Consider the following 21,260-nt stretch of genomic DNA (forward strand, 5'->3'; position numbering starts at 1 on the left):
CCTGCGATATGGCTGGCCGTCTTTGATGACGGTGGCGCAAGGATAGCGGGATTTTGAACACGACGCGCTGGGCCTCCCGGTCATCGAGACGTCGATGGTTGCCGGTGGCCATATCCGGCGTGATCGCGTCGACCGCGCTGTTTGCGCACGCGGCGTTCCGCTACGCGCCAAGGGATGCCGGGACACCTCTGCGCGGCGGTGATGGCGAGGGGCCCCATAGCAATGCCCTCAAGAGCATTCCCGGGGACTTTGGGGCTCCCGTCCCCGGGGTGACGGGAACGACCGCCCTCCCCAAGGTGCCCAGTTCCGTTGATATTCGTACAGGGGATCCCGGCATCGTGGCGGCGCGTCCCTTTTCAATGACGAGGACCAGCGCGGCGGACCGGGCGCGGGCGTTGTTCTGCCTGACGACTGCGATCTATTACGAGGCCGCATCCGAGCCCGATGCCGGGCAACGCGCGGTTGCTCAGGTCATTCTCAATCGTGTCCGCCATCCCGCCTTCCCGGCAAGCGTCTGCGGCGTGGTCTATCAGGGGCCGCATTCGGGCGGGGCACCGACTGCATGTCAGTTTAGCTTTGCCTGTGACGGTGCCACCGCGCACGCGCCGGCCAGGTTTGCCTGGGTCCGGGCTGAGCGGAATGCGGCGATGGCTTTGGCGGGCTATGTCTACACTCCGGTCGGACTGGCAACGCATTATCATACCTATGCCGTCACGCCGCCCTGGAGCCGTAGTCTGGTGATGACGGCGGTCGTCGGTGCACATTTCTTCCACCGGTGGCGAGACTATTGGGGCACCGTTGCTGCCTTTAACCAGCACTATCTCGGTCACGAGCCCGTGCCAGGCGGGGCCACCGGGGCGGCATTTGCAGTACTCTCGACCACAGCGCTGCCTGATAGCGCGGGTGGCACCAGAGGCGATTCAGGTCCGGCTGACACCATGTCGGCGACGGTTCCAACAAGTGCGGTCGCTCGTGCGTCGACGCCAATCGAAGCGGATCGATTACCGCCCGCGCCGGAAATCCTCGACAAATGGAAGGATACAGGTGGAGTGCGCTGACGGTGCGGCGTGTAGCCACGCTCAAACGCTAAATATGGAAACGGCCGCCGATGGCGGCGGCCGTTCTAAGCCGATCTTATTCGGCGGGGATCATCGTGGTATTTGCCATGCGCTCGCCACCGGGAGGGGCAGCTTCGCGGGCGGCGCGCAACGTCTGCGTGCGCTCGGCACGGTTGGCCATGTCATCCCAGGCCTTTTCGGCGCGGCGGCAGCGGTCGCGGACATTGTCGAGCGAGGCGGCATCGCCATTGCGACGCTCTTCTTCAGCGCGGGCCCGGTAGAATTCTGGATTATCGGCCATGCTGCTGCGCTCCTGAGGACCTAGAGGAAGTAGGCGCGGCGACCAGAGGGGTCGCCGCGCCGCAACCGAAATCAGTCATCGGCGGACAAGTCCGCCGACAGCCTCAGTCGGCCGGCTGGAGGTTCACAGCCGACTGCTTGCCGCGCTTGTCGGGCTCGAGCTCGTAGGTGACGCGCTGGTTCTGGTTCAGCGTCGGCATGCCGGCGCGCTCAACCGCGGTGATGTGCACAAATGCATCGTTGCCACCGCCATCGGGAGCGATGAAGCCATAGCCCTTGTCGGCGTTGAAGAACTTTACGGTGCCAGTGATAGCCATGCGATGGCTCCTTCTTTGTTATGGGGCAATCCGAGGTTCGGACCGCCCGATGCCGCGGAGCAGGGAAAGAAGGAGAAAGGTGCCGCAAAGCGCCAAGAACCGTCGATATGCGACTGTAGCAAATCTCCATATGGGCCAGACGACCCGAAATTGCAAATCTGGCGGTGTTTTTAGACGACCATTACCATCAGAAAGATCCCCCGCAGCGCCAAGGCCGGCGGCGTAACAGAACGCCGCCAGCCCCGGACATTAGCGGCAGCGTGCCGGGGTGTTGCCGCGATCGACCGCACGTCCGGCGAGCGCGCCGCCGGCGGCGCCGAGCACGGTGCCGAGCAGGCCCGAACCGCCCGGTGCGATCACGTTACCGAGCACGCCGCCGGCCACGCCGCCGACGATCAGACCGGTCGTCCCGTCGTTGCGACGGCAATAATAGCGGCCGTCATTGCCGCGGTAGATGCGGTCGTTGTTCGACAGGCGGCGTTCGCGGTAGCGGCGGTCGTCGCGGTAGTAGCGGCCGGCGTCGTAGCTGCCATAGGCAGGGTCGGGCCGGTTATAGTCGTAGGACCGATAGCGCGGGTCGACGACGTAGCGGTCGCCGCCACCGCCGACGCAACCGGCGATCAGGGTGGAGGCAGCCATAAGGCCCAGCGTCATAGCGCGCATTTCGCGTCCTTTCAGAGGGTTGTCGGTATCACCTCAATGCTTGGCGCCGGCCTTGGTTGCCGGCGCCCGACCACTCAGTCCTGCAGACCTGCGGGAACGGTGCCGCCATTCTTGGCCAGTTCGCGCATCACGGCCTTGTGCAGCCAGATGTTCATCTCCGCGCTGCCGTCCTTCGCGCCGGTATAGCCGAGCTCGGTCGCGAGTTCCTTGCGGTTGTCGAGGCTGGAGTCGAGGTCGAGCAGCTTAATCAGGTCGACGATCGAGCTGCGCCAGTTGAGGTCCGAATTCTTGCGCGACGCCATGCCCGAGAGCACCGCCTCGACGTCGACCGGCTGGGTGGCGGCTGGGGCGGTCTGTGGAGCGGGGGCCGCCGGCGCAGCGGGGGCGGGCTTCGGGGCGATGGCGGCGGGGGCCGGCGCGGGTGCCGGTGCGGCGGGCTTGGGGGTGCCGAAATGGCCGCTGCCGAGCGGGCCCTTTTCGCCGAAGATGGCGGATTTGATCTTGCTGAAAATGCTCATGAAACTCTCCGCAAAAAAGAAAAACTGAAATCAGGTGACCGGCAGCGTCGCGGGACGCAGCGAGTCATATTCCGCCTTGGTCGGGACCGCGGTGGGATCGGGGCGAAAGGCCTCCGGCGCGCGGTCGGCGGGGCCGGGATGCGGGCGGGCGGGGGCGAGATCGGGGGCGGCATGCTCGGCCGGATTGGCGGGCGCGCGGCGCAGCCAGGCCGCGAGCAGCGCACCGCCCAGGCCGAGCGCGGCGACCCCCGCGGCGATCGCGGTGCGACCGAAGGTCTTGGGCTTGCGGTGCGGATGACGCACGGGGGTTGGCATGACGAATGTCCTGGTTGTTGCGCAGCCTCAACGGCTTGCGTGCAACCCTGTTCCCGGATCGAGGCCGGGTTCGGCACCGGAACCGTCGCCGGGATCCGCCGACGCGGCGAGCTGAACCGTCAGGGCGGCGATCCGCTTCGTGACGCGCGCGAACCAGCGGTCGCGATCCTGCCGCTCCGACGCCGCGAGCGACGCGCGCGACAGATCCTGCGCCGCGTCCATCAACTCCGCCTCGGCCGGCGTGAGCGCGCGGGCATAGTCGTCGTCGCCATAGTCGCCGACCACCGCGCCCGCGAACCCCGCAGGCGGCGGGAAGCGGGTGCGCCATGCGCCGGTCGCCGCGCAGCGCCAGACCGGCGGGTCGAAACCGGGCACCGCGCCCCCGACGTCCCCCGCCTCCGCATAGTCATCGTCGTCGTCATAATCGTCGTCGTCGTCCTCCCCCTCGGCCGAATGTTGCGAATGTTGAGACGATAAAGCGGTTTCGTCGTCCCCGGCGGGAGGGGCCGCGGGTGGCGGCGGGGCGAACGCGACCATCCCGGCGGCCTCGGCGCGCGCCCATTGCTCGCCGCTCCAGCCGGCGCGCGCGGCGGGATCGAGATCGGCGATATCGACCTCGGCCGCGGTCGCGACGCCGGTGCGGACGAGCCGGTCGGCGGCGGCGAGCGCGTAGATCGGCCCGAGATAATGCGCGTCGCCGCCCGCGGGTTCGTCAGCACACCCTGCCCCTGCCCCTGCCCCGCCGGTCCGCCGCGCGAGGAACAGCCCCGCGCGCGCCGCGCCCTGATCGCGCCCGACGAGATCGAGATAGGCGTCGAATTCCTGCGCGACGAGCCGCGCGGCCTTGGCATCGGCATCGGGCGCGCTCTCCGCCTGGCGATCGAGCCGGGCGAGCAGCGCGAGGCCGAGCCGGTTGTCATATTTGTGCCGGGTGATGACCGTCTCGCCGCGGACGATCGTGTCGACCGTCCCCTCGAGCGCGCGGACGAGCAACGTCTCGGCGATCGAATCGCGCGCGACGAGCGCGGCGGCGCGCCAGCCGAGCGCGAACACCGCGCCCTTGGCGGTGCGGCGGAACGCATAGGCCGAGGTGGCGGACAGGCCGACGCGGCGCGCGGCGACATCGACCCCGTGCCCCTCGGCGAGCGCCTCGAGAAAGCGGCGCTGGTTGGCGGCGGACCAGCCGTCCTGGCGGCGCGAGCCGCAGGCGGCGCCCGGTGGCATGAGGTCGAGCGCGTCGCGCGCGGGCTGGTGCGGGTCGGGGTGGTCGCCGGGCGCGTCCGGGTCGCCGGGCGCGCGGGGCGGCGCCACGGCGGCGGGTGCGTCGAGGGGGTCGTCGTCATCGTCCTCCGTGCCGCCGGTGACGAAGGTGGTGGGCGGCGAGGCCGTCACGGCCGTGTAGCGATCGTCCGTGCGGGGATAGCTCGCGGGGGCGCCGCCTCCGGAGACGATCGCGCGGGGGACCGACAGACCGGCGCCCGGGACGGCGGGGCCGGGCTGCACGCGCAGCCGCGCCGGCGTGCCGCCCCATCTGGGGGTGTCGGCGGTCGAGGTGATCCGCGGCTTTATGGGCTCGGGCGCGTAGAGCGCGGCATAGTCGGTGCCGGGGACCGTCGCGAAGGCCGGTGCGCGGGGCGGCGTGTCGGAACGTTTGTTCACGGTTTGATCCTATCCCGAGGGGAGAGGACCGATCAGATATGCTGAAACGGGGGTAGTAGGACAGCCCCCCGGGGCGGTCATTCCGTACCTTTTGGCGAGGTGTTTCGTGCAATTCGGCGGTCGGGCGGCGGTGGGGGGCCGGATCGGGCGGCTGAGACGGCGCGGCTCGGCCGAGGGGTTGCAGGGTCAGGCCGCAGGGAACGGTGCGGGTCGATCCCGACGTCCGCGCGGAGTTTCGCGACGGCGGGTCGGGCTGGCGGGGGCGGATCAATGCAGCGTTGTGCGCGGCGGCGGGGCTTCAGGGGTAGCGCTGGCGGGCGTGGAGGATGGCAAGGATCTCGATCGTCCCGGTGACGCGGTAGACGAGGATGTAGTTGGGATGGACCACCGCCTCGCGGGTGCCGGCGATGCGGCCGGGGCGGTAGATATAGGGGTGATCAGGCAGCGTCTCCGCTGTGTGCCTGATCGCGACGATCAGCCGTTGCGCGGCGGCGAAATTTCGCGGCGCGATATAGTTGGCGATTGCCAGCAAGTCGCGAGTAGCGTCGTCCGTCCAGACGAGCGGCAGCGTCACCGCGGCCGATGCTGCTCGATGATCTCCTGCACCATCGCCATGACCTGATCGTGCGGGATGCCGGGCTCGGTGGACGTCATCGCCTTTTCGACCTTCGCGCGGAACCACGCGTCATAGGCTTCCGCCTCTTCGGTGGTCTCGAATTCGGATCCGATGGGCGAGAGCTTGGCCATACGCATAGTATAGCAGGCGGCGACGGGACCCGGAAGCTGTTGGCGGGAAGCTGGCCTATGTTTCGGCCTGTACGGCGGCTTGCATGGCGGCTGCTACGCGATCGCGCCAAGCAGCCGGTGGAGCTGCCGATCGACCCGATATACTGGCAGAGTTAAACTAGAGCAGCCCGAGGTGCCCAGGGGCAGAGCGAGCCGGCGTTGCTGGTGATTGTGAAGCAATCGCCCTCTCTTCGGTTTTTACTCCATTAACTTGTACCAGTCTCTGATTGCCAATTTGAGGCGGACAGCCTCTTCCTCGGGTAGCAAATTAGAATGAGCGATCGGTCCCCGAGCATGGTTAAGCCTGATGAGAACCCGAAGCACTCGGTTCTTTGACACCCTCGAAAATATTCCTGAAAAACTAGTCCAATTCTCCTTTATAATATCATTCAACTCTCCAAACGTTGTGTACTCTATCGGTCTGGTTGACCGGGGCGGGAGACCTTCAGACGCCTCCCTGTCTATATTTTTTTGCGCATTCTCTCGAACGCTCTGTGGTACGGCGTTACTCCACCATTCGTCACCGCGTTCAGATTGCAGCGTCTCTTCGACTAGGTTTCTAATATCGTTCTCAAGAGCAAAGAATACTTTATAGAACTCCGCCATTCTCTCGGCGTTGCTAACGATCTCGAAATTGATCTGATCGATGTAGCCACTTATTAAAGTGTCGGTTTCCCGCTCAAGCGCAGACCGAACGTTCGTTACCTTCAAAGTCGACATAACCCGATTTAGCTCTCGGGTAATAACAGCCGATTTTAGGATAAGTAGTTCTATCGCCTGAGTTGATGTCACAATAGATTCTCTCGCAGGCTTCGAAATATAGCGTTAAAGACTGCTATGTTTTCAGTTTCTGGCAGAATCACGTTAATGTGATAAGAAAGCCCAAGCCCTCCCCTCCGATGGCCGGTCGTAACGTCAGCCACGGCTGGGCGATCATCTGGATCGTCTTGGCGAGCAGTGACAACAGAGCTATCACCGGCAGGTGTCGCGGCTCTGTCTGTAAACTGCCTTATCGCGTCGAAGCTCCGGTAGATTAAACTGACAATCGGATCAGCTTTTTTGAGACCAGTGATCTCGACTATAATGTCTTTTACGCCACTCTCTTCAGCGCGATATACAAACTCGTTTCGCTTAAAAAGTTCGCCGTACGCCGCCTTTAATCCATCAAGAGCAGACTGCCCCCTTGCCGAATCAGATTTAAATTTCGAATATAAATCGGTGGGAATCCCGTCGCTTGTAATAAAGTTCATCTTTTTCAGCATTGGAGGAATCGGACGCGCTGACCCTCCAGACACTTTCAAGACTGTAGCCATAAAGTCGCTCGAAAAACGTTCTGGCCTTTCAGCAACAATGATCGAATCAAGCGTATTTTTAAAAGTTACGGGAGAAGTGGAGTAAGGTAGCCCGCCTTTTATTTCTCTTTTTTTCTCGGAACTTGCCTTTAGGCTAACTGACTGTGAATCCTGGCCCGACAGAAGCTCCTGCTCTCCTAAGTCTGCTACCATTGCGCTTCCCTTCGCAACGTAACCTATAATATTTATTGGCGTTGTCGAGTCGGCCATAGCGTCGCAATAGCCGAACGTCGCATCCTCACCCTTCCCATGCTTCCGCGCGGTCTGTCGCTGCGCACAGGGAGCGGGAGTTTGGCTTATTCCGCCGCCACCCGCTTCTCCAGCAACGGCGCCAGATACTTGCCCGTGAAGCTCCCCTTGGCCTTGGCGACCTTTTCCGGCGTGCCTTCGGCGACGATCTCGCCGCCCTTGACGCCGCCCTCCGGCCCCAGGTCGAGGACCCAGTCGGCGGTCTTGATGACGTCGAGATTATGCTCGATCACGACGACGGTGTTGCCCTGCTCGACGAGCGCGTGGAGGACTTCGAGGAGTTTGCGGACGTCCTCGAAATGCAGGCCGGTGGTGGGCTCGTCGAGGATATACAGCGTGTTGCCGGTCGCGCGGCGCGAGAGTTCCTTGGCGAGCTTGACGCGCTGCGCCTCGCCGCCCGAGAGCGTCGTCGCCTGCTGGCCGACCTTGACGTAGCCGAGGCCGACCTCGACCAGCATCGCCATCTTGTCGCGGATCGGGGGGACCGCCTTGAAGAACTCGGCGGCGTCCTCGACGGTCATGTCGAGCACGTCGGCGATGCTGTGGCCCTTGAACTTCACCTCGAGCGTCTCGCGATTGTAGCGCGCGCCGTGGCAGACGTCGCACTGCACATAGACGTCGGGGAGGAAGTGCATCTCGATCTTGAGCACGCCGTCGCCCTGGCACGCCTCGCAGCGGCCGCCCTTGACGTTGAAGCTGAACCGGCCGGGCTTGTAGCCGCGCGCCTGGGCTTCGGGGAGGCCGGCGAACCAGTCGCGGATCTGCGTGAAGCTGCCGGTATAGGTGGCGGGGTTGCTGCGCGGGGTGCGGCCGATCGGCGACTGGTCGATGTCGATGACCTTGTCGAGATATTGCAGGCCGGTGATCTTGTCGTGTTTCCCTTGCACGATGCGCGCGCCGTTGAGCTCGCGCGCGGCGGCGGCGTAGAGCGTGTCGATCGTGAAGCTCGACTTGCCCGACCCCGAGACGCCGGTGACGCAGGTGAAGGTGCCGAGGGGCAAGCTCGCGGTGACGCCCGTCAGGTTGTTCGCGGTGGCGTTGTGGACGGTGAGCTTCTTGCCGTTGCCCTTGCGCCGCGTGGCGGGGACCGGCACTTCGCGCGTGCCGTTGAGATAGTCGGCGGTGATGCTGGTCTTGGACTTCAGGATCTGTTTCAGCGTGCCCTGCGCGACGACCTGGCCGCCGCGGACGCCTGCGCCCGGGCCCATGTCGATGATGTAATCGGCGGTGCGGATCGCGTCCTCGTCATGCTCGACGACGAGCACGGTGTTGCCGAGATCGCGCAGGCGCCGCAGCGTCTTGAGGAGCATGTCGTTGTCGCGCTGGTGCAGGCCGATGCTGGGCTCGTCGAGGACGTAGAGCACGCCCGACAGGCCGCTGCCGATCTGCGACGCGAGGCGGATGCGCTGGCTCTCGCCGCCGCTGAGCGTTCCGCTGGTGCGGTCGAGGTTGAGATAGTCGAGGCCGACATTGTTGAGGAAGCCGAGGCGCTCGACGATTTCCTTGAGGATGCGTTCGGCGATCGCGTTCTGCTGGTCGCCGAGATGCTGCGGCATGTCGGTGAAGAACTGGAGCGCGTCGACGACCGAGAGGTGGGTCGCGTAGCTGATGTCCTTCATCGCGATCTTGACCGCGAGCGCTTCGGGTTTCAGGCGCGCGCCGGCGCAGACCTCGCACGGGGCGGCGGACTGGTATTTGTTCAGCTCCTCGCGCATCCACGCGCTCTCGGTCTGGAGCAGGCGGCGGTTGAGGTTGCCGATGACGCCCTCGAACGGCTTGGAGACGTCGTATTTCTTCTTGCCGTCGATGAAGGTGAGCGTGACGGGCTTGCCCTTCGAGCCGTGCAGGATGACGCGCTGGACCTCTTCGGGGAGCTCGCCCCAGGGGGTCTCGATGTCGAACTTATATTCGCGCGCGAGGCTGCCGAGAACCTGCATGTAATAGGGCGAGGGCGGGTTGGATTTCGCCCAGGGGACGACCGCGCCCTTCTTGATGCTGAGCATGTGGTTGGGGACGACGAGGTCCTCGTCGAACAGCAGTTTCTCGCCGAGGCCGTCGCAGGCCGGGCACGCGCCCTGGGGGGCGTTGAACGAGAAGAGGCGCGGCTCGATCTCGGAGATGGTGAAGCCGCTGACCGGGCAGGCGAATTTCTCGCTGAACACGATGCGGCCGTCGGGGGCGTTGCTGCCGAGGATCTCGGACTTGGGGGTGTGCGGCTCGACCGGGTCGGCGGGGTCGACATAGGCGAGGCCTTCGGCGAGCTTCAGCGCGGTTTCGAACGATTCCGCAAGGCGCGTGGCGATCTCGCCGCCGACGACGAGGCGGTCGACGACGACCTCGATGTCGTGCTTGTACTTCTTGTCGAGCGCGGGCGCCTCGTCGATGTCGTGGATCGTGCCGTCGATGCGGACGCGGGTGAAGCCCGCCTTCTGCCACTCGGCGAGTTCCTTGCGATACTCGCCCTTGCGGCCCCGGACGACGGGGGCGAGCAGATAGAGCCGCGTTCCCTCGGGGAGCGCCATCACGCGGTCGACCATCTGGCTGACGGTCTGCGCGGCGATCGGCTCGCCGGTCGCGGGGGAATAGGGGATGCCGACGCGCGCCCAGAGCAGGCGCATGTAATCGTAGATCTCGGTGACGGTCGCGACGGTCGAGCGCGGGTTGCGGCTCGTCGTCTTCTGCTCGATCGAGATGGCGGGGCTGAGGCCCTCGATATGGTCGACATCGGGCTTCTGCATCAGCTCGAGGAACTGGCGGGCGTAGGCGGACAGGCTCTCGACGTAGCGGCGCTGGCCCTCGGCGTAGATGGTGTCGAAGGCGAGGCTCGACTTGCCTGAGCCGGACAGCCCGGTGATCACCGTCAGCGTGTCGCGGGGGATGTCGATATCGACGTCCTTGAGATTGTGTTCACGCGCGCCGCGTACGGAAATCTTGGTCAGCATAGGAGAGTCTGTTCCACATTTGTTCGGACGCGACAAGCCCGGGAGGGCGCCGGGCGGGTGCTCGCAAAGATGGGTAACGCCGAACCATTGTCCAAGGTGCCGACGATAGTTACATAGTGTATTGTTAGTACAATACAGTGCTGGAGACCGAGATGGGCAAGAAGAAGGAGCGTCGCGAACGCGAGGCGAGCGAGCGCGAGGCCGAGACGGGCGCGACGAAAGGCGAGGGGTTCGAGGCGCGCTGGTCCGCCAAGGCGGGCAAGCATGGCGGCGCGGCACCGTTCGCGGGGATCGCGGCGGCGCTGACGCGGCAGATGGGGACGCCCGCGGGACGCCAGGTGATCGCGGCCGGGCTGATGATGGCGGCGACCGCGATCACGGCGAAGGATATGCGCGGTGCGACGCCGCCACCTGCACCGCCCGAGCCACCCAAGCCGCCCAAGCCGCCAGAACCCTCGGCCGAGGCTTCGCCGGAGGCTCCGGGCGCGTCGTCGGCGGGCAGCGGACCGTTCGCGGGCGAGACGCCGGAACCGCCCAGGAGCGACGCTGCTGCGCTGCCGCCCGAATTCGCCAAGGTGATCGACTCGTTCGCATCGGGCCTGGAGCGCTTCGCGGCGAACTTCGCCAAGCCGCCAAAGGGCTGACGCTTCCGATCCTCCCCCGCAAGGGGGAGGATTCCAAGCTCAGCGCGGCGTCGCGGGCGTCGCAGGCGGCACCGGGACCAGCTCGTAGAGATCCAGGATCGCGCCCTGCCCCGCGCGCGTCATCACGAGGCGCCAGCGCAGCGGGCCGACACGTTCGACGACGCCCGCGACGTCGCGCGCCGGGTTGGTGCCATAGGGCGGCGCGACCTGCGCGGGCGTGGTGCGCACCGTGCCGAGGAACACCTGCCGCCGGTCGCCGTCGGGGTGCAGCCAGCCACCGGGCAGCGTCGTGCCGGTCTGCTTGGTGAAGGACAGCCCCGCGCCGTCGCCGTCGACATAGCAGAAATCGGGCGCGAAGCTCGCATAGCCCGCCCGCCCGCCGAGCCGGACCAGCCGGCAGCGATAGGAGCCCGGCGACAGCGCGGGCAGGTCGAGTGCGCCTGCGGGATCGAGCAGCGCACCCTCGGCCGCGACGCGGCCCGCCAGCCGTCTGGGCACGGCGGCGCGCGCGCGCGTCCAGCTGGCGTCGAGCGCCGCGAGCCGCGCGCGGTCGTCGGGCGTCGCGATCGTCGTCCAGTTTGGGGCGGCCGGTGCGGGGTCCGCCGCCACCGCCGGGGCCTTGTCCGCGCTGCCGCCCCGGGGCTGCGTCGCGCAGCCGGCGAGACAGGCCGTTCCTATCGCCAGGATCATCAACGCACGCACGGGCAGGCTCCTTGCACGGCCGGTCGCGACGATGGCGTCGCCGCGGCGTGGAGACGAGTGGCTATGCCGGGCTGGTAAACGGATTGCTAACAACTGCACTGATCTGGCTCAGTTTCGACCCGAGGTGAGGGATGGATGCGGTGAGGTGCGGGTGAGCGGTTGGTGGAGATTGGCGGGGTGCGAGGCAACCCCCTGCCTGTCGTCATTTCGGCCCGAACCGGGACTCAGGGCCGCGGGCGGGTGCGCTTGGGGCTCTGGGTCCCGGCTTTCGCCGGGATGACGAGAGGGGGGTGGGCGTGACGGTGGCGTGCGCGGCCCTTTGCGGGGGCGGGTCGTCGCGAGTTTGGCAGCCGCGGTGGCCAGGCGATCGATGGCTAAAGACAGGATGCGCCTACCCCCTGCCGTCATCCCGGGCTCGACCCAGGATCCAGAGCCGCAGGGGGTTACGCTTGCGGCTCTGGATCCTGGCTTTCGCCAGGATGACGGGAGGGGGCGGGTTGTGGCGGGTGCGGGAGCGATTTTGTGGCGCCTCCCCTTCCCGTCATCCCGGCGGACGCCGGGACCCATGGTCGCGGACCGGGTTATGGCGGCACGGGATCGCCGGGTCCGCCGTAACCATGGGTCCCGGCGTTCGCCGGGATGACGGATGGGGTGCGGGTCGTTGCGGCTCCAGGGGGTTGTGGGGGCGGGCTGCTTCGGAGTGGTTCACCGCGAGTCCAGGGGCTGCGGGTCCGGGCTGCCGCGGGGCGAACGCCGCGGCTCCGGCTCTGCGGGTGTGACTTTATCGCGCTCCCGCCCCCATCCCCCGTCATCCCGGCGGACGCCGGGACCCATGGTCGCGGACCGGGTTATGACGGCGCGGTATCGCCGGGTCCGCCGTGACCGTGGGTGCCGGCGTTCGCCGGGATGACGGATGGGGTTGCAGGTCGTTGCGGCTCCGGAGGGTTGTGGGGACGGGCTGCTCCGGGGTGGATCACTGCGGGTTCGGGGCTGCGGGTGCGGGGCTGCGGGTGCGGGGCTGCGGGTGCGGGGCTGCGGGTGCGGGCTGCCGCGGGGCGAACGTCGCGGCTCCGGGGATTGCGGGTGGGATTTTATCGCGCGCGCCCCCGCCCCCGCCCCCGCCCGCACTCCCCGTCGTCCCGGCGGACGTCGGGACTCATCGTAGCGGAGCGGGTTATTATAGTGCGGTATCGCCGGGTTCGCCGTGACCGTGGGTGCCGGCTTTCGCCAGGATGACGGTGGAGGGTGAGGGTCGCTCATGGGGTTTGGGCTTGAGAGCGTGGACGTTTCGCGCGCGATCGGCAGACGTGGAGAGGGCGCCGGTGGGGTTTCCACCGACGCCCTTCCGAAACGTAGCTTGAGCGGGCTTGGCCTGACAGGGGCGAAGCCCCTGTCGTCGGACGGCGCTGGAGCGCCGCCGGCCGGTCTGACCGCCGGGTGCTCGGCCGTAGCTTCGCTACGGCCGTCGCGCGGTCGGACTCAGATGTGGATCGGCTTGCCCTGGACTGCCATCGCCGCTTCCTTGAGCGCCTCGGCATGCGTCGGATGCGCGTGGCAGGTGTAGGCGATGTCTTCGCTGGTCGCGCCGAATTCCATCGCGATGGCGGCTTCGGCGATCAGCGTGCCGGCGAGGCTCGAGACGATCCAGACGCCGAGCACGCGGTCGGTCTTGGCATCCGCGATGACCTTGACGAAGCCGTCGGTGTCGCGGTTGGTCTTGGCGCGGCTGTTGGCGGCGAAGGGGAACTTGCCGACCTTGATGCCACCCGATTCGGCGGTCAGATCCTTCGCGGCTTCCTCGGTGAGGCCGACGCCGGCGATTTCGGGCATCGTGTAGACGACGGACGGGATGACGTCCTCGTTGACGATGCCGTTCTGGCCGGCGATGTTCTCGGCCACCGCGACGCCCTCGTCCTCCGCCTTGTGCGCGAGCATCAGGCCGGGGACGCAGTCGCCGATCGCCCACACGCCGTCGACCTTGGTCTTGAAGCTGTGGTCGGTCTCGATCTGGCCGCGCTTGTTGAGCTCGAGGCCGATGGCTTCGAGGTTGAGGCCGTCGACATTGGCCTTGCGGCCGATCGAGACGAGCACCGCGTCGGCGGTCATCGTCTCGGACGCGCCACCCGCGGCGGGCTCGACGGTGACGGTCGCGACACCGTTGTCGACGGTCACACCGGTGACCTTGGTCGAGAGCTTGAGCTCCATGCCCTGCTTCTTGAAGAGCTTGGCGCTCTCACGGCGGACTTCGCCGTCGAAGCCGGGGAGGATCTGGTCGACGAATTCGACGACGGTGACCTTCGCGCCAAGGCGACGCCAGACGCTGCCGAGCTCGAGACCGATCACGCCGCCGCCAATGACGACCATGTGCTCGGGCACCTTGGGGAGCGCGAGCGCGCCGGTCGAGTCGACGACGGTGGTCTGGTCGACCGCGACGCCGGGGAGCGGCATGACGCTCGAGCCGGTGGCGATGACGATGTTCTTGGCGGTGACCGTCTGGCCGTTGACGTCGACGGTGTGCGCGTCCTGGAACGCGGCCTTGCCCTTGAGCCAGGTCACCTTGTTCTTCTTGAACAGGAATTCGACGCCCCCGGTCAGTTCCTTGACGGCCTTGGCCTTTTCGGCGTGCATCTGGTCGAGGTTGAGCGTGACGCCCTGGAAATCGATGCCGAACTTGGTGAGGTGGCCGCTCTTGGCCTCCTCATAGATCTCGGACGCGTGGAGCAGCGCCTTGGACGGGATGCAGCCGACGTTGAGGCACGTGCCGCCAAGCGTCTCGCGGCTCTCGGCGCAGGCGGTGCGCAGCCCGAGCTGTGCGGCGCGGATCGCGGCGACGTACCCGCCGGGGCCCGCACCGATTACGAGGACGTCATAGTCATAGTCAGCCATTGTCGCTTCTCTCTTACTTCCCCGGCGCAGGCCGGGGCCCAGTTGGGAGATATATGGGGAGGGCGAGGCGCTTCGTCACCGCGGCCTTCCCCACTGGGCCCCGGCCTGCGCCGGGGTGGTTAGATATTTACAGGTCGATCAGGATCCGCGTCGGGTCTTCGATCGCGTTCTTGAGCGCGACGAGGAACGTCACGGCTTCGCGGCCGTCGATCAGGCGGTGATCGTAGCTGAGCGCGAGGTACATCATCGGGCGGATGACGATCTGTCCGTTGACGACGACCGGGCGCTCCTCGATGCGGTGGAGGCCGAGGACCGCCGACTGGGGCGGGTTGATGATCGGGGTCGACATCAGCGAGCCGAACACGCCGCCGTTCGAGATGGTAAAGGTGCCGCCCTTCATCTCGTCCATCTTGAGCGCGCCGTCCTTGGCGCGCTTGCCGAAGTCGCCGATCGTCTTCTCGATCGTCGCGACCGACATCTGGTCGGCATCGCGGATCACGGGGACGACAAGGCCGCCCGGCGACGAGACCGCGACCGAGATGTCGGCGTAATCGTGATAGACGATGTCGTCGCCGTCGATCGACGCGTTGACCGACGGGATGTCGCGCAGCGCCATGGTCGCGGCCTTCACGAAGAAGCCCATGAAGCCGAGGCGGACGCCGTGCTTCTTCTCGAACAGGTCCTTGTACTTGGCGCGCGCCTCGATCACCGCGGTCATGTCGACGTCGTTGAACGTCGTCAGCATCGCGGCGGTGTTCTGCGCTTCCTTGAGGCGCTTGGCGATCGTCTGGCGCAGGCGCGTCATGCGGACGCGCTCTTCGCCGCGGCCCGAGGCTGCGGGGGCTGCGGCCGGTGCGGGCGCAGGTGCTGCGGCCGGTGCGGGCTTGCTCGAGGCGGCGGCGGTCACGTCTTCCTTGGTGATGCGACCGTCGCGGCCGGTGCCCTTGACGGTGCCGGGGTCGACGCCGTGCTCGAGCACCGCGCGACGGACCGACGGCGAGAGGGCTGCGGGCGAGTCGCTGGTGCCGGCGCCGGGCTGGTCGCCATAGCCTGCGCCGGACTCGTCCTTGGCGGGTGCGGAGGGTGTTGCGGTTGCGGCGGGCTCGGGGGCCTTGGCAGGGGCTGGGGCGGGAGCGGCGCCGTCGCCCGAGTCGATCGTGGCGAGCATCGCGCCGACCTGGACCGTGTCGCCGACCGCGACGGCGTGCTGGCCCATGACGCCGGCGACCGGCGACGGCACCTCGACCGAGACCTTGTCGGTCTCGAGGCTGGCGATGGGCTCGTCGACGGCGACGGGATCGCCGGGCTGCTTCAGCCACTCGCCGAGGGTGGCTTCGGTGATCGATTCACCCAGGACGGGGACGGTGACTTCGGTTGCCATTTTCTCGGTTCCTCCACCCCGGCGTAGGCCGGGGTCCAGTTACGAAACGCTGATTGGCCGGCGTTTCGCTCAATTATATCTACCATCCCAACTGGGCCCCGGCTTGGGTCCCATCAAAGTATTACTTTGATGGGTGCCCCTTCGCCGGGGTGGTAGAAGACAGTTTAGTTCGCGCGGGTGCGGCGGATTTCGTCGCGGACGCTGTGGCCGAGTGCGTCGGCGACGAGCGCGCCCTGCTCGGCCTGGTGACGCTTCATCAGGCCGGTCGCGGGCGAGGCCGAGGCGCTGCGCCCGGCGTAGCGCGCACGCTTGACCGGCGAATTCACGCTGGCCAGCGCCTCCTCGATCAGCGGCTCAACGAAGAACCAGTAGCCGTTGTTCTTCGGCTCTTCCTGCGCCCAGACGATCTCTTCCAGGTTCGGCATCTTCGCGACGCGCTCGGCGATCGGGTTGCCGGGGAAGGGATAGAGCTGTTCGACGCGGACGATCTGCGTGTCGGTGTCGCCCGCCGCATCGCGCGCCTCGATCAGGTCGTACGCGACCTTGCCGGTGCACAGGACGAGACGCTTGGTGTCGACATCCGCCGCACCATTGGTGTCGGACAGGAGGCGACGGAAGTGGCTGTCGCCCTGGAAGTCCTCGGCGTTCGACACCGCGAGCTTGTGACGCAGCAACGACTTGGGGGTCATCACGATCAGGGGCTTGCGGAAGTTGCGATGCATCTGCCGGCGGAGCAGGTGGAAATAGTTCGCCGGGCTGGTGCAGTTCGCGACCTGGATATTGTCGTCGGCGCAGGACTGAAGGAAGCGCTCGGGACGGGCCGAGCTGTGCTCTGGCCCCTGCCCTTCATAGCCGTGCGGGAGCAGCATCACGAGGCCGTTGGCGCGGAGCCACTTCGATTCGCCGGACGTGATGAACTGATCGATCATGATCTGCGCGCCGTTGACGAAATCGCCGAACTGCGCCTCCCAGAGGACCAGAGTCTTCGGGTCGGCGAGCGCATAGCCATATTCGAAGCCGAGGACGCCGTACTCGGACAGCGGGCTGTCGAGCACCTCGAAATTGCCGTGCTCGATTTCCTGCAGCGGCACATACTTGTGCTCGTCGGTCTGGTCGACCCAGACCGCGTGACGCTGCGAGAAGGTGCCGCGGCCCGAGTCCTGGCCGGACAGACGGACGCCATAGCCTTCGGAGAGCAGGCCGCCGAACGCGAGCGCTTCGCCGGTCGCCCAGTCGAAGCCCTTGCCCGACTTGAACATCTCGCGCTTCGCGTCGAGCACGCGCGCGAGCGTCTTGTGGATCTTCACGCTCTCGGGAACGGTCGTCAGCGTGCGGCCGAGCGAGTCGAACAGCTTCTGGCTGAGGCCCGTCTCGACGTTGCGGCGCGCGGACGCACCATCGGTCGGCGCGCTGAGGCCGGTCCAGCGACCGCCGAACCAGTCCGCCTTGTTCGGCTTGTACGACGCACCCGCCTCGAACTCGCCCTCGAGACGGAGTGTGAGCTGCTTCACATTCTCGTCGATCCAGGGCTGGTCGATGACGCCTTCCTTGATCAGGCGGTTGCCATAGACCGAGCTGACGCCGGGATGCTTGCGGATGATGTCGTACATCAGCGGCTGGGTAAAGGAGGGCTCGTCGCCCTCGTTATGACCGAAGCGGCGATAGCACCACATGTCGATGACGATGTCGCGGTGGAACTTCTGACGGAATTCCATCGCCATCTTGGTGGCGAAGGTCACCGCTTCGGGATCGTCGCCATTGACGTGGAAGACCGGCGCCTGGACGCCCTTGGCGACGTCAGACGGATAGGGCGACGAGCGCGCGAACTGCGGGCTGGTCGTAAAGCCGACCTGGTTGTTGATGATGAAGTGGACGCAGCCGCCGGTGTTGTAGCCGCGGATGCCGGAGAAGCCGAGGCACTCCCAGACGATCCCCTGCCCTGCGAACGCCGCGTCGCCGTGGATCAGCACGGGGAGCGACGCGACATGATCCTTCAGATCGTTGTTGAGCGTCTGGATCGCGCGCGTCTTGCCGAGCACGACCGGATCGGCAGCCTCGAGATGCGACGGGTTGGCGACGAGGCTCATATGAACCTTGTGGCCGTCGAACTCGCGGTCGGTGCTGGTGCCGAGATGGTACTTCACGTCGCCCGACCCGCCGATGTCATCGGGGTTGGCCGAACCGCCGGCGAATTCGTGGAAGATGACGCGGAGCGGCTTGGCCATGACGTTGGCGAGCACGTTCAGACGACCGCGATGCGCCATGCCGATGACGATCTCGCGCACGCCCATCTGGCCGCCATACTTGATGACCGATTCGAGCGCGGGGATCATCGATTCGCCGCCGTCGAGCCCGAAGCGCTTCGTGCCGACATACTTCTTGCCGAGGAACTTCTCCCACTGCTCGGCTTCGATGACCTTGTTGAGGATCGCCTTCTTGCCGTCGACGGAGAATTCGATCGCCTTGTCCTGGCCTTCCATGCGCTCCTGGAGGAAGCGACGCTCCTCGACATCGGCGATGTGCATGTATTCGAGGCCGACATTGCCGCAATAATTCTTGCGGAGCGTGTCGACGAGCTCGCGGATGGTCGCCCATTCGAAGCCCATCGTGCCGCCGAGATAGACCTTGCGGTCGATGTCGGCGTCGGAGAAGCCGTGATATTCGGTCTTCAGATCCTCGGGCATCTCGCGCTTCGAGAGACCAAGCGGATCGAGATTGGCGGCGAGGTGACCGCGGACGCGGTAGGTGCGGATCAGCAGCTGCGCGCGGATCGCGTCGGCCGCGGCCTTGGCGATCTCGTCCTTCGAGACGGGCGCGGGCGCGGCGGCGGCGGGAGCGGGCTTGCCGCCACCCTTTGCGGGCTTGGGCGCGGGCTCCATCTGGGTCGGGTCGAGCGCCGCGGTCAGATCATCCGTGGTGGTCAGCGGCCAGCGCGCGCTTTCCCAGCTCGGGCCCTGCGCGGAGCCTTCGAGCCCCTCGAAGAACGTCCGCCAGCCGGATTCGACCGAGGCCGGATCGGCGGTGAACTTGGCGTAGAGCGTCTCTACGAACGCCGGACTGACGCCGGCTGCGATATCGCTGAAATCCTGGCCTTCGTAGCCCATGTCACTCGCCTTCCGTGTTCTCCCGCGAAGGCGGGAGCCCAGACTGGGCCCCCGCCTTCGCGGGGGAACAGCCTTCTTTGACTTAACCCTTCAGCACGCTCAGCAGCGTCTCGCCGAGCAGGCTGGGGCTTTCCGAGACCTTGATCCCGGCAGCTTCCATCGCCGCGATCTTGCTCTCGGCATCGCCCTTGCCGCCCGAGACGATCGCACCGGCATGGCCCATGCGACGACCCGGAGGTGCGGTGCGGCCCGCGATGAAGCCGGCCATCGGCTTCTTGCGGCCACGCTTGGCCTCGTCGATCAGGAACTGCGCGGCCTGCTCCTCGGCGTCGCCGCCGATCTCGCCGATCATGATGATCGACTTGGTCTCGTCGTCCGCGAGGAACAGCTCGAGCACGTCGATGAAGTTCGTGCCGTTGACCGGATCGCCACCGATGCCGACCGCGGTCGTCTGACCAAGGCCTGCGTTCGACGTCTGGAAGACCGCCTCATAGGTGAGCGTGCCTGAACGGCTGACAACGCCGACCGAGCCCTTCTTGAAGATCGAACCGGGCATGATGCCGATCTTGCACTCGCCGGGGGTCAGGACGCCGGGGCAGTTCGGGCCGATCAGGCGCGACTTGGAGCCTGCGAGCGCGCGCTTGACCTTGACCATGTCGAGCACGGGAATGCCCTCGGTGATCGCGACGATCAGCTCGATCTGTGCGTCGATCGCCTCGAGGATCGAGTCGGCCGCGAAGGGGGGCGGCACGTAGATCACGGACGCGGTCGCGCCGGTGACCGACTTCGCCTCGGCGACGGTGTTGTAGACGGGGAGGTCGAGGTGAGTCGTGCCGCCCTTGCCGGGGGTGACGCCACCGACCATCTGCGTGCCGTATTCCAGCGCCATCTTGGTGTGGAAGCTGCCGGTTTCGCCGGTCATGCCCTGCGTGATGACCTTGGTGTTCTTGTCGACGAGGATGCTCATTCTATCTCCAGTCCGGTCCGCCCCGGCGAAGGCCGGGGTCCAGTTGGGAAGGCGGTCATGGTAGGGCGATACGATCGTACAGGTCATCCCAAGCGGGATTAAGCCCTTCGATCTCACGCACTTTCCAGGCCCGCTTCCACTCCTTCATTTGCAGCTCGCGCTGCCGCGCCGCTTCCCATTCGCCGCACGCCTCGTACCAGACGAGTAGCTTGCAGCCATAACGCTTGGTGAAACCGCTCAAACCGTTGCGGTGCTCCCACACGCGCTTTGGCAGGTTCACTGTCGAGCCGAGGTAGATCGCCCCGTTGGGGAAGTTGGCCATGATGTAAACGAACGCCTGTTCTTCCATCATCGTGGCTTTCGCAACTGGACCCCGGCCTGCGCCGGGGTGGTGGCTATTCCCTTCGGTACGCTCCTACCTCAGCTCAAATCCTCAAATCAGTTCAGGCTACCGTCGATACCCTTGCAGGCCACGATCAGTTCCTTGACCGCGTCGACCGAGACCTGGAGGTTGCCCTTGGCTTCGTCGTCGAGCTTGATCTCGACGATCTTCTCGACGCCGCCGGCACCGATCACCACGGGGACGCCGACATACAGGTCGTCGAGGCCGTATTCACCCGAGACGTAGGCCGCAGCCGGCAGGACGCGCTTCTGGTCGTAGAGATAGGCTTCGGCCATCGCGATGCCGCTGGTGGCGGGCGCGTAATAGGCCGAGCCGGTCTTCAGCAGCGCGACGATCTCGCCGCCGCCGCCGCGCGTGCGCTTGACGATCGCGTCGATCTTTTCCTGGCTCGACATGCCCATCGCGATGAGATCGGGGACGGGGATCCCCGAGACGGTCGAGTAGGAGATGACCGGGACCATCGTGTCGCCGTGGCCGCCGAGCACGAAGCTGGTGACGTCCTTGACCGAGACCTTGAACTCGTCGGCGAGGAAGTGGCTGAAGCGCGACGAGTCGAGCACGCCGGCCATGCCGACGACCATGTGATGCGGCAGACCCGAGAACTCACGCAGCGCCCACACCATCGCGTCGAGCGGGTTGGTGATGCAGATGACGAAGGCGCCCGGCGCGTTGGCCTTGATGCCCTCGCCCACGGCCTTCATGACCTTCAGGTTGATGCCGAGCAGGTCGTCGCGGCTCATGCCGGGCTTGCGCGCGACACCGGCGGTGACGATGATGACGTCCGCGCCGGCAATGTCGGCATAGTCGTTCGAGCCGGTGATCGTCGAGTCGAAGCCTTCGACCGGTCCGCACTGCGACAGGTCGAGCGCCTTGCCCTGGGGGATGCCCTCAGCCACGTCGAACAGGACGATATCGCCCAGACCCTTGAGTGCTGCGAGGTGCGCGAGCGTGCCGCCGATGTTACCGGCGCCGATCAGCGCGATCTTCTTGCGAGCCATTCCAATCCGTCTCCGT

At 66.3% G+C, this 21,260-nt stretch carries 21 protein-coding genes; 3 read left to right on the top strand and 18 right to left on the bottom strand.

Annotated elements, in window-relative coordinates; genetic code table 11:
* Window positions 1-119: 119 nt before the first annotated feature.
* Window positions 120-1,058 carry a cell wall hydrolase gene (locus IFT87_RS02745; RefSeq protein WP_306286355.1) on the top strand — a complete coding sequence of 313 codons (939 nt, stop codon included), beginning with the start codon at window positions 120-122 and terminating at the stop codon, window positions 1,056-1,058.
* 76 nt (window positions 1,059-1,134) lie between these two features.
* On the opposite strand, the gene IFT87_RS02750 is transcribed toward IFT87_RS02745, so the two are convergent.
* The 6 genes from IFT87_RS02750 to IFT87_RS02775 all read right to left on the bottom strand — a co-directional run bounded on the left by IFT87_RS02750 (window position 1,135) and on the right by IFT87_RS02775 (window position 4,830).
* Complete coding sequence (locus IFT87_RS02750; RefSeq protein ID WP_056405216.1) at window positions 1,135-1,359, bottom strand: hypothetical protein; 225 nt, start codon at window positions 1,357-1,359, stop codon at window positions 1,135-1,137.
* A gap of 103 nt (window positions 1,360-1,462) precedes the next feature.
* Complete coding sequence (locus tag IFT87_RS02755; RefSeq protein WP_031394996.1) at window positions 1,463-1,675, bottom strand: cold-shock protein; 213 nt, start codon at window positions 1,673-1,675, stop codon at window positions 1,463-1,465.
* Between the two features lie 249 nt (window positions 1,676-1,924).
* Window positions 1,925-2,338 carry a glycine zipper 2TM domain-containing protein gene (locus IFT87_RS02760; RefSeq protein WP_192007376.1) on the bottom strand — a complete coding sequence of 138 codons (414 nt, stop codon included), beginning with the start codon at window positions 2,336-2,338 and terminating at the stop codon, window positions 1,925-1,927.
* Between the two features lie 74 nt (window positions 2,339-2,412).
* On the bottom strand, window positions 2,413-2,856 hold the full coding sequence (locus tag IFT87_RS02765) for a DUF3597 domain-containing protein (protein WP_192007377.1): 444 nt from the start codon (window positions 2,854-2,856) through the stop codon (window positions 2,413-2,415).
* Window positions 2,857-2,886: 30 nt separating this feature from the next.
* Window positions 2,887-3,171, bottom strand: coding sequence for a hypothetical protein (locus IFT87_RS02770; protein WP_156360224.1), 285 nt, complete (start codon window positions 3,169-3,171; stop codon window positions 2,887-2,889).
* Between the two features lie 27 nt (window positions 3,172-3,198).
* Entirely contained in the window at window positions 3,199-4,830 is a 1,632-nt protein-coding gene (locus tag IFT87_RS02775) for a hypothetical protein (RefSeq protein WP_192007378.1), read from the bottom strand.
* Between the two features lie 203 nt (window positions 4,831-5,033).
* Between IFT87_RS02775 and IFT87_RS20275 the strand changes: the two genes are divergently transcribed.
* The gene (locus IFT87_RS20275; RefSeq protein ID WP_084215206.1) at window positions 5,034-5,138 is read left to right on the top strand and encodes a BrnA antitoxin family protein; all 105 of its coding nucleotides are present in this window, start codon (window positions 5,034-5,036) and stop codon (window positions 5,136-5,138) included.
* On the opposite strand, the gene IFT87_RS02785 is transcribed toward IFT87_RS20275, so the two are convergent.
* The 5 genes from IFT87_RS02785 to uvrA form a co-directional block, all read right to left on the bottom strand.
* Window positions 5,129-5,404, bottom strand: coding sequence for a type II toxin-antitoxin system mRNA interferase toxin, RelE/StbE family (locus IFT87_RS02785; RefSeq protein WP_192007380.1), 276 nt, complete (start codon window positions 5,402-5,404; stop codon window positions 5,129-5,131). The two genes, IFT87_RS20275 and IFT87_RS02785, sit on opposite strands and share 10 nt — an antisense overlap.
* Complete coding sequence (relB, locus tag IFT87_RS02790) at window positions 5,401-5,577, bottom strand: type II toxin-antitoxin system RelB family antitoxin (protein ID WP_192007382.1); 177 nt, start codon at window positions 5,575-5,577, stop codon at window positions 5,401-5,403. The genes IFT87_RS02785 and relB overlap by 4 nt, the downstream gene beginning before the upstream one ends.
* A gap of 237 nt (window positions 5,578-5,814) precedes the next feature.
* Window positions 5,815-6,336: a Swt1 family HEPN domain-containing protein gene (locus IFT87_RS02795; protein WP_192007384.1), complete on the bottom strand. Its 522-nt coding sequence runs from the start codon at window positions 6,334-6,336 to the stop codon at window positions 5,815-5,817.
* A gap of 68 nt (window positions 6,337-6,404) precedes the next feature.
* The gene (locus IFT87_RS02800; RefSeq protein WP_192007386.1) at window positions 6,405-7,178 is read right to left on the bottom strand and encodes a DUF5343 domain-containing protein; all 774 of its coding nucleotides are present in this window, start codon (window positions 7,176-7,178) and stop codon (window positions 6,405-6,407) included.
* A gap of 86 nt (window positions 7,179-7,264) precedes the next feature.
* A complete protein-coding gene (gene uvrA / locus IFT87_RS02805; protein ID WP_037530537.1) occupies window positions 7,265-10,159 on the bottom strand; it encodes an excinuclease ABC subunit UvrA in 2,895 nt (964 codons plus the stop codon).
* Between the two features lie 152 nt (window positions 10,160-10,311).
* Between uvrA and IFT87_RS02810 the strand changes: the two genes are divergently transcribed.
* Window positions 10,312-10,803, top strand: coding sequence for a hypothetical protein (locus IFT87_RS02810; RefSeq protein ID WP_192007388.1), 492 nt, complete (start codon window positions 10,312-10,314; stop codon window positions 10,801-10,803).
* Between the two features lie 39 nt (window positions 10,804-10,842).
* Here IFT87_RS02810 and IFT87_RS02815 read toward each other — a convergent pair whose 3' ends face one another.
* The 7 genes from IFT87_RS02815 to mdh all read right to left on the bottom strand — a co-directional run bounded on the left by IFT87_RS02815 (window position 10,843) and on the right by mdh (window position 21,244).
* Complete coding sequence (locus IFT87_RS02815; RefSeq protein ID WP_342211121.1) at window positions 10,843-11,505, bottom strand: DUF4893 domain-containing protein; 663 nt, start codon at window positions 11,503-11,505, stop codon at window positions 10,843-10,845.
* A gap of 1,479 nt (window positions 11,506-12,984) precedes the next feature.
* On the bottom strand, window positions 12,985-14,391 hold the full coding sequence (gene lpdA / locus IFT87_RS02820) for a dihydrolipoyl dehydrogenase (RefSeq protein ID WP_192007390.1): 1,407 nt from the start codon (window positions 14,389-14,391) through the stop codon (window positions 12,985-12,987).
* A 127-nt stretch (window positions 14,392-14,518) separates the two neighbouring features.
* Complete coding sequence (gene odhB, locus IFT87_RS02825; protein ID WP_192007392.1) at window positions 14,519-15,772, bottom strand: 2-oxoglutarate dehydrogenase complex dihydrolipoyllysine-residue succinyltransferase; 1,254 nt, start codon at window positions 15,770-15,772, stop codon at window positions 14,519-14,521.
* A 164-nt stretch (window positions 15,773-15,936) separates the two neighbouring features.
* Window positions 15,937-18,876: a 2-oxoglutarate dehydrogenase E1 component gene (locus tag IFT87_RS02830; RefSeq protein ID WP_031440110.1), complete on the bottom strand. Its 2,940-nt coding sequence runs from the start codon at window positions 18,874-18,876 to the stop codon at window positions 15,937-15,939.
* Window positions 18,877-18,958: 82 nt separating this feature from the next.
* A complete protein-coding gene (gene sucD, locus IFT87_RS02835; RefSeq protein WP_031395407.1) occupies window positions 18,959-19,843 on the bottom strand; it encodes a succinate--CoA ligase subunit alpha in 885 nt (294 codons plus the stop codon).
* 55 nt (window positions 19,844-19,898) lie between these two features.
* Window positions 19,899-20,192, bottom strand: coding sequence for a GIY-YIG nuclease family protein (locus IFT87_RS02840; protein ID WP_192007722.1), 294 nt, complete (start codon window positions 20,190-20,192; stop codon window positions 19,899-19,901).
* 89 nt (window positions 20,193-20,281) lie between these two features.
* The gene (mdh, locus tag IFT87_RS02845) at window positions 20,282-21,244 is read right to left on the bottom strand and encodes a malate dehydrogenase (RefSeq protein ID WP_159510775.1); all 963 of its coding nucleotides are present in this window, start codon (window positions 21,242-21,244) and stop codon (window positions 20,282-20,284) included.
* Window positions 21,245-21,260: the final 16 nt, after the last annotated feature.

This window comes from Sphingomonas sp. CFBP 8765, assembly GCF_014841445.1.
In the GTDB taxonomy this organism is placed as follows: Bacteria; Pseudomonadota; Alphaproteobacteria; order Sphingomonadales; family Sphingomonadaceae; genus Sphingomonas; species Sphingomonas aerolata.

Coding starts and splice junctions, on each gene's coding strand:
- odhB (WP_192007392.1), bottom strand. CDS start 15,772: ATGGCAACCGAAGTCACCGTCCCCGTCCTGGGTGAATCGATCACCGAA.
- relB (WP_192007382.1), bottom strand. CDS start 5,577: ATGGCCAAGCTCTCGCCCATCGGATCCGAATTCGAGACCACCGAAGAG.
- IFT87_RS02795 (WP_192007384.1), bottom strand. CDS start 6,336: ATGTCGACTTTGAAGGTAACGAACGTTCGGTCTGCGCTTGAGCGGGAA.
- sucD (WP_031395407.1), bottom strand. CDS start 19,843: ATGAGCATCCTCGTCGACAAGAACACCAAGGTCATCACGCAGGGCATG.
- IFT87_RS02840 (WP_192007722.1), bottom strand. CDS start 20,192: ATGGAAGAACAGGCGTTCGTTTACATCATGGCCAACTTCCCCAACGGG.
- uvrA (WP_037530537.1), bottom strand. CDS start 10,159: ATGCTGACCAAGATTTCCGTACGCGGCGCGCGTGAACACAATCTCAAG.
- lpdA (WP_192007390.1), bottom strand. CDS start 14,391: ATGGCTGACTATGACTATGACGTCCTCGTAATCGGTGCGGGCCCCGGC.
- IFT87_RS02830 (WP_031440110.1), bottom strand. CDS start 18,876: ATGGGCTACGAAGGCCAGGATTTCAGCGATATCGCAGCCGGCGTCAGT.
- IFT87_RS02765 (WP_192007377.1), bottom strand. CDS start 2,856: ATGAGCATTTTCAGCAAGATCAAATCCGCCATCTTCGGCGAAAAGGGC.
- IFT87_RS02760 (WP_192007376.1), bottom strand. CDS start 2,338: ATGCGCGCTATGACGCTGGGCCTTATGGCTGCCTCCACCCTGATCGCC.
- IFT87_RS02770 (WP_156360224.1), bottom strand. CDS start 3,171: ATGCCAACCCCCGTGCGTCATCCGCACCGCAAGCCCAAGACCTTCGGT.
- mdh (WP_159510775.1), bottom strand. CDS start 21,244: ATGGCTCGCAAGAAGATCGCGCTGATCGGCGCCGGTAACATCGGCGGC.
- IFT87_RS02810 (WP_192007388.1), top strand. CDS start 10,312: ATGGGCAAGAAGAAGGAGCGTCGCGAACGCGAGGCGAGCGAGCGCGAG.
- IFT87_RS02750 (WP_056405216.1), bottom strand. CDS start 1,359: ATGGCCGATAATCCAGAATTCTACCGGGCCCGCGCTGAAGAAGAGCGT.
- IFT87_RS02755 (WP_031394996.1), bottom strand. CDS start 1,675: ATGGCTATCACTGGCACCGTAAAGTTCTTCAACGCCGACAAGGGCTAT.
- IFT87_RS02800 (WP_192007386.1), bottom strand. CDS start 7,178: ATGGCCGACTCGACAACGCCAATAAATATTATAGGTTACGTTGCGAAG.